The organism is Gudongella sp. QWL-04 (assembly GCF_058683975.1).
In genome coordinates, this window is sequence record NZ_CM178754.1 from 2,322,945 (window position 1) to 2,335,966 (window position 13,022).

At 41.5% G+C, this 13,022-nt stretch carries 14 protein-coding genes; 11 read left to right on the top strand and 3 right to left on the bottom strand.

What is annotated here, in order from left to right; translation table 11 throughout:
- The first annotated feature begins 1 nt into the window (after position 1).
- Positions 2-652 (top strand): amino acid ABC transporter permease, encoded by a 651-nt coding sequence (locus AC4PHB_RS11525; RefSeq protein ID WP_492136572.1) that lies wholly within the window; start codon positions 2-4, stop codon positions 650-652.
- A gap of 9 nt (positions 653-661) precedes the next feature.
- Entirely contained in the window at positions 662-1,321 is a 660-nt protein-coding gene (locus AC4PHB_RS11530; protein ID WP_492136573.1) for an amino acid ABC transporter ATP-binding protein, read from the top strand.
- 41 nt (positions 1,322-1,362) lie between these two features.
- Here the strand turns inward: AC4PHB_RS11530 and AC4PHB_RS11535 are convergent, their stop codons facing one another.
- Complete coding sequence (locus AC4PHB_RS11535; protein ID WP_492136574.1) at positions 1,363-2,523, bottom strand: ATP-grasp domain-containing protein; 1,161 nt, start codon at positions 2,521-2,523, stop codon at positions 1,363-1,365.
- Between the two features lie 157 nt (positions 2,524-2,680).
- On the opposite strand from AC4PHB_RS11535, the gene AC4PHB_RS11540 reads away from it, so the two are divergent.
- On the top strand, positions 2,681-4,903 hold the full coding sequence (locus AC4PHB_RS11540; RefSeq protein ID WP_492136575.1) for a DMSO/selenate family reductase complex A subunit: 2,223 nt from the start codon (positions 2,681-2,683) through the stop codon (positions 4,901-4,903).
- Between the two features lie 6 nt (positions 4,904-4,909).
- Here AC4PHB_RS11540 and ilvN read toward each other — a convergent pair whose 3' ends face one another.
- Together ilvN and ilvB are read right to left on the bottom strand one after the other, a co-directional pair.
- Complete coding sequence (ilvN, locus tag AC4PHB_RS11545; RefSeq protein WP_492136576.1) at positions 4,910-5,392, bottom strand: acetolactate synthase small subunit; 483 nt, start codon at positions 5,390-5,392, stop codon at positions 4,910-4,912.
- Positions 5,392-7,041, bottom strand: a complete 1,650-nt coding sequence (gene ilvB, locus AC4PHB_RS11550; protein ID WP_492136577.1) for a biosynthetic-type acetolactate synthase large subunit — start codon at positions 7,039-7,041, stop codon at positions 5,392-5,394. Before ilvB ends, ilvN begins: the two co-directional genes overlap by 1 nt.
- A gap of 168 nt (positions 7,042-7,209) precedes the next feature.
- Here ilvB and AC4PHB_RS11555 point away from each other — a divergent pair, with 168 nt between their 5' ends.
- The 8 genes from AC4PHB_RS11555 to AC4PHB_RS11590 all read left to right on the top strand — a co-directional run bounded on the left by AC4PHB_RS11555 (position 7,210) and on the right by AC4PHB_RS11590 (position 12,977).
- Entirely contained in the window at positions 7,210-7,506 is a 297-nt protein-coding gene (locus tag AC4PHB_RS11555; RefSeq protein ID WP_492136578.1) for a MoaD-like domain-containing protein, read from the top strand.
- 89 nt (positions 7,507-7,595) lie between these two features.
- Entirely contained in the window at positions 7,596-8,654 is a 1,059-nt protein-coding gene (locus AC4PHB_RS11560; protein WP_492136579.1) for a type II secretion system F family protein, read from the top strand.
- 18 nt (positions 8,655-8,672) lie between these two features.
- Positions 8,673-8,984, top strand: a complete 312-nt coding sequence (locus tag AC4PHB_RS11565; RefSeq protein WP_492136580.1) for a hypothetical protein — start codon at positions 8,673-8,675, stop codon at positions 8,982-8,984.
- An 8-nt stretch (positions 8,985-8,992) separates the two neighbouring features.
- On the top strand, positions 8,993-9,478 hold the full coding sequence (locus AC4PHB_RS11570; protein ID WP_492136581.1) for a DUF4860 domain-containing protein: 486 nt from the start codon (positions 8,993-8,995) through the stop codon (positions 9,476-9,478).
- 17 nt (positions 9,479-9,495) lie between these two features.
- Positions 9,496-10,008 carry a type II secretion system protein gene (locus AC4PHB_RS11575; protein WP_492136582.1) on the top strand — a complete coding sequence of 171 codons (513 nt, stop codon included), beginning with the start codon at positions 9,496-9,498 and terminating at the stop codon, positions 10,006-10,008.
- On the top strand, positions 10,005-10,472 hold the full coding sequence (locus tag AC4PHB_RS11580) for a hypothetical protein (RefSeq protein WP_492136583.1): 468 nt from the start codon (positions 10,005-10,007) through the stop codon (positions 10,470-10,472). Before AC4PHB_RS11575 ends, AC4PHB_RS11580 begins: the two co-directional genes overlap by 4 nt.
- Positions 10,465-11,526 (top strand): type IV pilus twitching motility protein PilT, encoded by a 1,062-nt coding sequence (locus tag AC4PHB_RS11585; RefSeq protein WP_492136584.1) that lies wholly within the window; start codon positions 10,465-10,467, stop codon positions 11,524-11,526. The genes AC4PHB_RS11580 and AC4PHB_RS11585 overlap by 8 nt, the downstream gene beginning before the upstream one ends.
- Before the next feature lie 35 nt (positions 11,527-11,561).
- Positions 11,562-12,977 carry a transglutaminase domain-containing protein gene (locus AC4PHB_RS11590; protein WP_492136585.1) on the top strand — a complete coding sequence of 472 codons (1,416 nt, stop codon included), beginning with the start codon at positions 11,562-11,564 and terminating at the stop codon, positions 12,975-12,977.
- The last annotated feature ends 45 nt before the right edge of the window (positions 12,978-13,022 follow it).

Consider the following 13,022-nt stretch of genomic DNA (forward strand, 5'->3'; position numbering starts at 1 on the left):
GATGAAGGTATTTGAAATGCTTGTACCGATGACAATTGAAGGGCTAAAGGTCACACTGGGCGTTTTCGCCGTGACCTTAGTCTTCTCCCTTCCCCTTGCAGTATTGGTGGCCCTGTTGAGACGTTCAGGCAATAGGGCTGTTTCTGCTGTTACGGGAGGTTATATATATGTTATGAGGGGCACTCCCCTGTTGCTTCAGCTGATGTTCATTTTCTTCGGATTTCACTTTGTACCCGTAATCGGGTATGCTTTTAGCAGATTCCAGGCAATCTACATCGCCTTTATCTTAAACTACACAGCATATTTCGCTGAGATATTCCGAGGTGGTATAAATGCTATAGATATTGGACAGTACGAAGCAGCAAAAGTGCTGGGAATGAGCAAATCCTTCGCCTTCACGAAGATAATATTGCCCCAGGTAATAAAAAATGTGCTTCCTGCAGTTGGAAATGAGGTAATAACACTTGTTAAGGATACTTCACTGGTTTATATCCTTGGAGCAAGCGACATCCTCAAGGCTGCAAAGTCAGTTTCAAATACCTATTCGACCTTTACGCCCTATATTATAGTAGCTCTGGTTTATCTAGTCATAATTGCCGTTTTGACCAAGCTGCTCTCTGGCGTTGAAAAACGATACAATTATTATAGATAGGAGGCCGCTATGAGCGTTATAGTTGAAAACATAAGCAAGGCCTTCGGAAATGTGAAGGTATTTGAGAATATATCCTTCAAGGTAGAGCCTGGAGAGATAGTATGTATAAAGGGTAAATCAGGAGAGGGAAAAACTACCCTTCTTAGGTGTCTCAACCATCTTGAGACAGTCGATGACGGGAGGATAATCATCGACGGATTGGATCTTACCAATGTTAAGGACAGCAGACAGGTGGGGCAAAAGATTGGATTGGTATTTCAAAGCTATAACCTTTTTCCTCACTTAAGTGTAATGGAGAATCTAGCTTTAGCCCCAAAATACCTTAAGACCGGATCAGATGAGGAGATAAAAAACAGAGGCAGGGAGCTGCTGAGAACACTTGAGATTTCCGACAAGGAGGATATGTATCCATATCAGCTTTCAGGAGGTCAAAAGCAAAGAGTAGCTATAGCCAGGGCTTGTATGCTTAATCCATCCGTACTTTGCTTCGATGAACCTACCTCTGCCTTGGATGCTGAGACTACAAAGCAGATATCCAGTGTCATAAGAAAGCTAGCGGCAACAGGGATGTCGATCCTTATAGTTACTCATGACGAGCAGTTCGTTGATGAAATAGCAGAGAGGATCATTAAAATGATAGGCGGTAGAATTGAAGAGATAAAGAAATAAAAGGAGCATATCACGATGATATGCTCCTTTTATCCTTCTAATTATCTTTCGGTTGCAAACATGATTCCTTTTCTAAGTTCATCTAAGTATGCATGTCTTAATATGACTGCATATTCTCCCATTGAAGGAGCAAACAACGGAGGATTTGGTGCACTGTACACGACCATAGGACCCAAGGCCGATCTATTATCTTCCATTGTATGGACGGGAGGAACCGGGTGTATTTTTAAACCGACAAATGCGCTGTAGTAAGGTCTTTCAGTTACTTTTGCAGGAACCTTTCCAGCGACGGTCATTGCGTACTGCTTATAGATATCAGAATCTGAAGCAAAATTAGAGGCATCCAGACAAAGACCTCCAGGCGGTCTTGCATTTATCTCCAGCGCCATAAGGCTTCCGTCCTGTAGCCTGAAAAACTCCAAGTGGAAGAACCTTTCCTTCAAATCGAACGCTCTAATCGCCTTTGTACCCATTTCATCCAGGTCTTTGGGTATGTTTTTCTCGACCACGAATATACTGTCCAGATTTTCATTTACTGTTTCCATCAATCCAGCTGAATAGCTCATCGATGAGGTTTGTACTATTTCACCTGCAGCATCCGTAAACCCATCAAAGGTAACGATCTTCCCTTCGATAAACTCCTCAAATATGTAATCCATATCAGGCTTATCCTTGAAAAATTTTATTAGCTGAGATTCATCTTCTATTTTGTAGGTTTGTGTAGCTCCTACTCCAGAATCAGGCTTTGCAACCAATGGATATCCAACTTCCTTTGCCAGGCCTTTTCCCTCCTCTGGGTCTCTAATAACTCTGCCTCTTGCGACTGCTATACCGGAGGACCTAAAGACATCCTTCATCTTTGATTTGCTTTTAACGGTATCAGTATCCTCTGGCTTTAATCCAAAAACATTGAAATCTTTCCTTAGCTTGGCATCCTGAACGAGCCAATGCTCATTATGGGATTCTATCCTATCGAGCTTTCCATACTTAAATGTCAAAAATGCGCAAGCCTTAAGCATTTGGTCATAGCTGCCCATGTCATCTACCTTATAATATTCTGTCAGAGAGTTCTTTAACTCTTGATCCAATGAGTCGTATGGATCTGAACCGATCCCGAGAACAGTTATCCCTTCATCTCTAAGCCTTAAAGCAAACTGCTTGAAGTTTGGTGGGAAATTAGGTGATATTAGTACGTAGTTCATGGTTACTCTCCCTTCATTAAAGGATATAAGTATGATATTATCTTAATAGAGCGAATTGCTGTTTATTGAATTTTATAACAATTGTGATATTATTGCAATAAACAATTTACCGATTTACAGCGATTGCGATATTACTACATAGACTAGGACTGATTAAATGAGACAAATCAAGTATCTTTCAGGTGTAAATAACTGTGGTGGAAGATGCATTATAAAGGCACATGTAGAGGATGGAAAGATAACCAAGCTGACCACAGATGAAGGATGTGGCTCTGCAGATTCTCCATTACTGAATTCCTGCATAAGAGGCAAGCATTACCTGGAGACTTTTCTGGGAGATGACAGATTGAAGTATCCTATGAAAAGAGTAGGGAAAAGAGGAGATGGAAGGTTTGAACGGATATCCTGGGATGAGGCATTGGATATGATATCCTCAGAATGGATTAGGATAAGAAATACATACGGAGTCTCGTCAAGATTCGTAACATATGCGACTGGTGTAAATGGAGTTATGGAAGGTAATGTATTGGCAAGAAGATTGCTGGCTTTGGACGGAGGTTTTTTAGACAGGTATAATAGCTACAGCTCTGCTTGCACGGATATTGCAACACCTTATACATATGGAACTCTTTTCACTGGTAACACACCTGAAGATTGGGTCAATTCCAAGCTTATTATCCTGTTTGGGCACAATCCGGTCGAAACAAGGTTTGGAACGACCTTATGGTATTTGAAGAAAGCAAAGAACTCGGGGGTCAAGATCGTAGTTATCGACCCAAGATATAGTGATACAGCGAAAGGATTAGCAGACCAATGGATCGGCATAAGACCTGGCACAGATAGTGCTTTAATTGACGGAATGGCATATGTAATATACACTGAAAATCTATATGATAAGGAATTTATTGACAAATTCTGCATTGGCTTTGATAGGGAGCACATGCCTGAAGGCTGCGAGAATGAAGAAACTGTATTCGAGTATTTGATGGGAAAAAGAGATGGAATCGCAAAAACACCTGAGTGGGCGGAGAGTATAACTGGAATAAATAGGAAGACCATAAGCTCCCTTGCAAGAGAGTATGCCAATTCAAAACCATCAGCTTTAATTCAAGGCTTAGGACCACAGAGGCATTCTAATGGCGAACAAAGCGTACGAAGCGGAACTATGCTTGCATGTCTGACAGGTAATGTAGGAGTATCAGGTGGATGGGCTTCCGGATGTGGCCTGGTTAAAAGGCACAATATGCCTCAAAGCCCAGGGTACACTAATCCATTCAAGGGTAAAATTCCATCCTTTTTGTGGTCTGATGCTGTTCTCAGAGGGAAAGAGTTTACTTGCAAGGATGGTTTGATTGGAGTTGAAAAGCTTGATTCAAACATAAAAATGATAATGAATCTTTCAGGGAACTGTCTTGTAAATCAACATTCCGACATAAACCGGACTATAAAAATACTTGAGGACACTTCCTTATGTGAGTTTATTGTCTGTTCAGATGTATTTATGACTCCAAGTGCGAGGTTTGCTGATATACTTTTACCGGGTACGTCAATGTTTGAAAATGAAAATATAACCACGCCATGGGGATACGGCGACTATATAATATATAACCAACAGGCGATCGAACCCTTGCATGAATGCCGATTTGAATACGATTGGCTCAGCGAGCTTGCTGAAAGACTTAAGCTGTGGGATGAGTTCACCGAGGGCAGATCATCCGTCAGAGACTGGTTAAAGAAATCATATGAAGACTTGATGATATTGGAGCCAGAGCTGCCTGAGTTCGAAGCATTCTCAGCAGAGGGGATATATAGATTCAACGATAATCCATTAGTGATAGCCTTTAAAAAACAGATAGAGGATCCGGAAAATAATCCTTTCCCCACTGATTCCGGTAAGATAGAGATATTTTCAAAAAGACTTCGCGATAAGAATAATCCTTATGAAATACCGCCAATTCCAAAATATGTCAAGGGTTTTGAGGGAGTAGGGGATCCTTTGATGGGAAAATACCCATTTCAACTGATAGGGTGGCACTCCAAGAAAAGAACTCATTCCATTCAGGACAACACATCTGGATTAGAAAGAATTGAACCACAGACTGCATGGATCAATCCGATGGATGCTGAAAGTAAAGGAATATCAAATGGTGATGCAGTAGAAATCTGGAATGACAGGGGAAAAACCCAAATCATTGCATTTGTTACCAACAGGATAATAGAAGGAGTTATAGCGGTCGCTCAGGGTGCCTGGTATACTCCAGATGAGAATGGCGTTGACATAAGGGGGTCTATCAACGTCTTATCAACATCAAGAGCGACACCCTTGGCAAAAGGAAATCCCCAGCATTCAAATCTAGTGGATGTTAAACCAATAAAATAGAGAGGTTCAACCCCTCTCTATTGCTGTAAGACCAGTTCTAACTATTTCCAGAATTCCATATGGCTTCATCAATTCAATGAACGCGTTATTTTTATCTTCGTCCCCTGTAACCTCCACTGTGATGCTTTTGGATGCAATATCAACTGTTTTTCCCTTGAAAACGTCAGCCAATTGTATTATTTCAGACCTGGTTTCCTTTGTAGAAGATATCCTGAGGAACATAAGCTCTCTTAGTATAGATTTTTTGCATGTCAGGTCTGTGATCTTGATAACATTGATCAGCTTATTCAGCTGTTTAGTGATCTGTTCCAGTACTTCTTCATCTCCCGTTACGGTTACAGTGATTCTTGAAATATTTGGGTCCATCGTCTCAGCAACATTCAAGGTATCGATATTGTAACCTCTTCTTGTAAAAAGCCCTGCAACCTTGCTAAGAGTTCCTGCATAGTTTTCTACTGTTATAGATAGAACGTGTCTGTCCTTGTTCATTATCTCCACCTCCAGTGTGCAAGCGTTGGGAAATCAGGATTTACTCGGCACTGAATTAAACACGGCTCGTTGGTTTCATAAGCTTTTTTAAGTACTTCATCTATTTGAGAATCTTCCTCAATCAAATAGCCCTTGATATCATAAGCCTCTGCCAGTTTCATGTAATCAGGATTGAAACCGATATCGATTCCATAATAGCTTTCATTGCCATAAGCATTTAATTGAAGCTCACGCACCATACCAAGCCTTTCATTAGTTATGATCACTACCTTTATGTCCAGATTATGCTCCCTGACTAGAGCAAGCTCGCCCATAAGCATTTGGAAACCACCCTCGCCCATAACGGCAGTCACAGTAGTAGCGGGATCTGCTGCCATTCTTGCGCCTATTGCTGCAGGGAGACTGTACCCCATGGTTCCCAAGCCACCCGAAGTGAAGTACCTTCTGCTATCATCCGCAAGGAAATAATGAGCAGTCCATATTTGATTCTGTCCTACATCCGAAGTAACTATTGCTTTGTTGCCTGTTTTATCGGAGATGGATTTTATCAATCTGCAAGGATTAGTTCCTTGGGCATCCCACTCCCTATTAAGGTTTTCCTCCATGTATCTCTTCCTCTCCAGGATTATCCCATCTGTCCAGGAGGATATTTCTGAAGTATAGTCATATGTGTTTAGCTGTCGAAGGATAGTTCCTGCATCACCTACCACAGGAGTGTGAGTCTTTACATTTTTGCCGATTTCAGCGGGATCTATATCTATATGTATAACGTGCTGTGAAGTATTTTTGTCAGATATCACCGCTGTTGATCTGTCTGCAAACCTCGCTCCGATAACGATGATCAAATCTGCTTTATTCATAGCCTTGTTTACGAAAGGATATCCATGTGATCCCAATAAGCCTGCAAAGTATGGATTACCATTGGGAAAACCATCAACACCCATTAGTGTACAGACTACTGGCATCCTGGTTTTTTCTACAAATTCAACCAGCTCCTTGCTGCAGCCGGAGGAGCTTATACCGCCACCAAGGCAAAGTATAGGCTGACGTGCATTATTTATCTGCTCTACTATTCTGGTAATCTGCTTTGAATGACCAGATATAGTAGGTTTATATCCTCTAATATCAACCTCGGCAGGATAGATGAAATCAATTTCTTCATCCTGTATATCCTTTGGGATATCGATAAGTACAGGACCTTTTCTCCCTGTATTTGCTATGTGAAAAGCCTCCTTGATGATTCTTGGCAGGTCCTTTGCATTTTTGACTAGATAATTGTGTTTGGTAAAAGATTCTGATGAGCCTACAACATCTGCCTCCTGAAACATATCGGTTCCGATCTTCTTTGAGTTGACCTGACCGGTTATTGCTATAAGAGGTATGGAGTCCATATGTGCTGTTGCTAGGCCGGTAAGCAGGTTGGTAGCTCCAGGACCGGAGGTTGCTAAGCATACTCCTACAGTATTATTTACGCGCCCATATCCACTTGCCATGTGAGCGGCTGATTGCTCCTGTCTCACCAATATGTGGTTCATTTCAAGTTTTCTCATTGCTTCATATAGAGGAAGTACAGCACCTCCAGGATACCCAAAGACGGTATCTACACCTTCCAGTTGCAGACACTTGACTATTGCTTCAGCTGCTTTCATAGAAACTACCTCTCTCCCTTTTTAATTTGACGCTTTGATACAATAAACCATAGATAAAATTTTCTTATCATTGTATCAGCAAAGTATAAATAAAGCAACATGATTCTGAATTTTCAACATAATCATTATAATAGTGTGGTAGAATAATAATCAGGAGCATCAGAAGCTATGGTAATACCAACGTACAAAGGTAAAGGTTATATTATGAATACGAAGCATATAATAAAGCAATATAAATCATTTCAAAAATCGGAGTTTGAAGAATACTTTCAACAGCTCGGTACGCAGATCGGAAAGGATGAATACGCAGGCGAGGGTTGGAGAGCAAAGATAGGAAATGAGGCGGAGACTCGATTAGGTTCTTTTAAAATGAATCAGATCAGGATAGATCTCTGGTTGCGGGAAGATATAGAAGAAGGATTTCTTGATTCGATGAGGGTTAAATTTCTCAGAGGCGGAGGATAAAGCCATTTGTGCGTACCAACAATGGCTTAGGGGTATAATTCTGTAAACGCAGTAATCTGATAGCCGCGACTTTTCAGGGGGGTATGATTGTGAGCGAAGGTAAAGGAAGTTCTGGGAAACTAAGTATGGAGGAATTATCACTGTTTTCCTATCAACTGTCAGTGATAATGAAGTCAGGAGTACCATATCTGGAGGGACTGGAGATAATGAAGGATGAGCTTGAAAATGGCAGGCTCAAGGCTCTTTCTGCTGGGATATACGAGGATGTAAAGGCTGGTAAGAAGCTTTTTGAATCTTTAAAAAGCAAAGAACTATTTCCTGGTTATTTCATCCAGATGACTGAAATAGCAGAGAAGACTGGAATGCTTGATGTTGAGATGGAAAGGCTCAGCAGATTTTATGAGAAGCAGGAGGCGATACAGTATAAGGTCAGGAGTGCTCTTGTGTACCCAATAATACTGTTTGTCCTTATGTCAGCTGTCCTAATGCTGCTTGTTCTTAAGGTATTCCCAGTATTCCAGGATGTATTATCTTCACTTGGAGGTAATTTACCAGAGTCATCAAAGGTGCTATTAAGTGCCGCAAAAAGCCTGCAGGGTGCAGCTATCTGGATCATGGTGATCATAGGCGCAGCTGTAGTGGGACTATTTCTTTATTCCAGAAGCAGCAACGGGGGAGCACGACTGGATTCCTTCCTTCTTGATTCCAAATTATTTGGAGGTCTTTATAAGCGCCTTATAACCCTAAGGTTTTCCCAGGGGATGAGTATGATGGTTAGAGCAGGTATACCATTTGAAGAAGCAGTTGGAATGTCTGCTCCACTTACAGACAACAAATACGCTGTTGATAGGCTGAGAGCAGTTCAGGAAAAGCTAGTCAGTGGTGAATCTATCCCCGATGCTATGCAGTCAGCGGGAATATTCCCGTCACTGTTCAATCAAATGATTAGAGTAGGTGTAAAATCAGGTCAGGTCGATTCTACACTTGAAAAGCTTTCTGAGATATATGAAGTAGAGCTTGACAGAGCAGCAAATAGACTTGCATCATCAATTGAACCGACCCTGGTTATAATACTGTCGGTTGTAGTCGGTATTGTACTTTTGACTGTTATGCTGCCGATGATCCAGATAATGTCATCCATAGGATAACTCCATGGAGGTGGATATATGAAAAAGCTTCTAAGACTCCTGGGGGGACAGGGGATAGTTTTGATGATCGTGTCGATCGTAATTATAATCACAGCTTATAGTGCGGTATCATCAGTATCTAAAAACAGCAGCGAGGATTCGATCAAGGCTCTCGAGGAAGCATTGATGAGGGCTTCGGTGCAGTGCTATGCACTCGAGGGGGGATATCCTCCTTCTTTGGAGTACTTAAGTGACAATTATGGAATAATTGTGGACGAGGAGACATATTATTACCATTATGATGTTCAGGGTTCGAATATAGCTCCACAAATAAAGGTTATTAAAAGGTAGGTGTAGGAATGAGAAAAAGGAATGGAAGAGCTTCTACTGAATTGATACTGGCAATGGTGCTGCTTATCCTTTTTTCAGCAGCAACACTTACACTGGTTGGCAGTGGAACGGATGTTTATTCATCTACTACCAGGTTGAACGATGCTAACTCTAGTCTAAGAGTGGCTGCATCCTACATCTATACTAAAGCCAGGCAGTCTATGGAGACTGATGCCATAAGAATCGCAGGCTATGATTCCATAGTCGGAGATTGTCTCGTCATGCTGCAGCGAATAGATGGTGTGCCCTATGAAACGGTAATTTTTGTACATGAAGGCTTTCTAAGGGAATCGCTTATTCCATTGGGGGGACAGCCGGAACCTGACTCCAGCTTTGAGATAGTTGAGTTATCCGGGCTTATACTTGAGGAGGATGACAGTGGCATCCAGTTTAACGTGATTTTGGAGTCTGAAGACAAAGATTCTGTGATTGAAGGGTATTTATCCAAGCTGTAAGTTGGGGAGAGGTTAGGATGAGTTGGTTTATGAGGAAAGCTTATAATAAAAGTGGCTTCACGATAGTCGAATTAATAATCTCTGTTGGGACCCTGGCAATTGCTGGAACAATTATGATCCAGCTTTTTATGGGAGCAAAGGATATTGCCTTGCGCGCAGAGGAGCTTGACAGAAGCGTATTCCTATCGACGAGGATTATTGAATCAATAAAGTCAGAGCAGTGGGATGAAGAGCCACTGAATAAAATGTACACTGAATATGCTATGAAATATGGGAATAAGCTAAAAAAAATCGGCTACTTCGATGAAGAATGGGAATCGGTTGAAGAAGACAGTGAAGATATACTCTTCGTGGCTACTCTGGCAATGGAAAGCGAAGATAAAGTGAAAGAAGACAAGTCGCTTTATGAACTAACACTTCAAGTTCAAAGGCTTAAACCATACTTTAAGGGCAAGGAAGCGGAGCCGATATTAAATTCGGTGGAAACAAAAGTATATATCCTTACGCCTCTGGAGGTGATCGAACCATGATGCTTATAAACAGAAGAGGCAGTTCAAGCGTTCTTGTGATCCTCACCTTCCTTCTTCTTATGGTATTCAGTATTCTGGCAATATCATCATCTTATGCTGATTACAGACTGGCTGAAAAGAATTCCCGATGGACAAGGGAGTATTACTTATTGGAGGGTGAAGCATCAGGCTTCATAAGCTCAATTAACAAGATTCTCAAGGAAAACAAAGGCAGCGGTCTAGGTTCTGCAATTGAAATAATAAAGTCGACGTATCCTGAGGCTGAGATCAATGATTTTCCTGAGCTTATTGGGATTTCAAGGATATTCAATAACAATAATGGAAGTGAGCTTCTCCTTTCGGTGGAGGTATACAGACTAGTACCAGATCAAGCTATAGTTAGGGCTGTTAAGATTCTACCTGAGGATTTTAATTATGATGAAGGCATTGAATTTGAAGATGTGGAGGTTATCGGAAATGATTGATTCAAATCAGCTCCTGGAAAGAGCAGTAGAAGTGAAAGCATCAGATATATTCGTAACTGTAGGCGTACCTCCCACATTTAAGATAGATGGAAAGCTCGTTCCTTTGGATCATCCCGTTCTAAATCCCGAGGATACGGAGGAATTCGCCAAAAGTCTTTTTAAGCGAGAGGAACACTATAGGGAGTTCCTGGAAAACGGAGATAAGGACTTTTCTGTATCTCTTAAGGGAGTTGGAAGGTACAGGGTAGTCGTATATAACCAGAGGGGCTCATTTGCTGTAGCTATAAGAGTTCTAAGCTTTATACAGGACGAACCCGAGGATTTGAGGATACCACAATCAGTCCTAAACTTTCATAAGCGTACAAAAGGACTAGTTCTGATCACCGGACCAACAGGCAGTGGCAAATCAACTACTCTGTCAAAAATCATTGATTTAATCAATAGAAATAGATCCTGCCACATAATTACACTTGAGGATCCAATCGAGTATCTGCACAAGCACAACAAGAGTATTGTAGACCAACGAGAGATAGGCCTTGATGCGAAGAGCTACAGTCAGGCTTTAAGATCTGCAATGAGGCAGGCACCTGATGTTATCCTTATTGGCGAGATGAGAGACCACGAAACGATAGCAGCTGCACTGACAGCCGCAGAGACAGGTCACCTAGTATTCTCAACGCTCCATACACTTGGGGCTGCAAAGACCATAGATAGGATCGTCGACATATTTCCCGCTAATCAGCAGCAGCAGGTAAGAGTTCAGCTGTCTACTGTACTCCAGGGTGTGGTATCTCAACAGCTTATACCTTCAGAGATGCTTGGAAGAGTTCCAGCATTTGAGATTATGCTTGTGAATCCGGCTATTAGGAACCTTATCAGGGAAGGAAAGGTACCCCAAATAGATGCTGCGATCCAGACAGGAAGATCAGACGGCATGACAAGCATGGATCTAAGCGTTGCCCAGTTATGTAATGAGGGTTATATATCCAGGGACGATGCTATTCAATATAGCTTCAACCTGGATGTTCTATCCAAATATCTTAAGGAGGAATAGAACAGGCCTCACTGAATTTGCAATGGGGTGTTTTTATGAAAAGATTTTTTGGTTTAGCTTTAATATTGGTGTTTATATTAGTGCCGGCTGCAGCAAATGCAACCTCAGCAGTTCTAAGTCTTGACGGGACTCAGAGCAGCTGGGCTGAAAGCGAGTTAAGGCAAGCCTATGGCTATGGTCTCACATCCTCCGGCGTTATGAACAATTACAAAAGGGATATTACTAGGGAGGAATTTTCCTCCCTTGCAGTCAAGCTCTACGAAGGACTTACAGGAAATAAAGCCTTGGTTGGAACGAATCCCTTTACCGACACTAAAAATACTGATGTTTTAAAGGCCTTTAGACTGCAGATAATAAATGGGAAATCTTCTACAGGCTTTTATCCTTATGATAAGATAACAAGGCAGGAGATAGCTGTTATGATCACAAGGACATTGAACGCCTCTGGTATGAGCACAAAGGCCACGAGTTCATCATTTCCATTTACTGATAAAGGGCAGATATCCTTATGGGCAATAGATGCTATGCAGTTTGTCTATTCCAGTGGAATAATGAAGGGCATAGACTCGAGCAGTATAGGCCCGCTTCAAAATACAAGCAGAGAGCAGGCAATAGTCCTTATGAAAAGGACGTACGAAAAGTACAAGGGATCAACTGCTGTGGTCCAGCCTCTTCCATTGCTCACTCAGCCTACACCAGCACAAACGGTCACAACAGTCCCGGGAACCGGAGCATATATTGATACCAGCCAAAAGGATAAAGGCCTTGTTAGAGTTGGCTACAAGGGCAGTGGTACAGAGAAGCTTAAGGTAATGGTTGCAAAAGGAGATACAAAATATTACTATCCTCTAAAGCCAGACGGAGTTATACATGGTTTTCCGCTACAGCTTGGAAATGGGGAGTACAAGGTCAGCGTTTTGAATAATATATCAGGAAATCAGTATGGGTATGTAAAGACGGAAACCCTTAGCATAAACCTTAAGGATCCAAATATAGTTTACCTGAACTCTATACAAACTATCAGTTGGACTCCGGATAGTGCTGCTACAAAGAAAAACCTTCAGTTAGTCGGAAGCCTTACGGACACAACAGGAAGGATTAACGCCAGCTATGACTTCATTGTAAAGAATGTAACCTACAATTATGATAAAATAAACGGTTTGACCACAGATTATACTCCAAATCCAGATGAAACCCTAAGAGTACTCAACGGAATCTGCTACGACTATTCCTCACTATTTGCAGCTATGAAGAGAAGCGAGGGTGTTCCTATAAAGCTTGTTAAGGGGTATAACAGGTATACAGATGTTTATCATGCCTGGAATGAGGTTTTCATAAACGGTAAATGGGTAGTTGTGGACACGACCTTCGACTCAGTTTATTACAGTAATAAACAGGATTATACCTTTCAAAAGAACAGCAGTGATTACACTAAGGTCTATGAATATTAATACTCTATAAAAAGGATTGAACAGTCGAAATCTATTCTATATAAT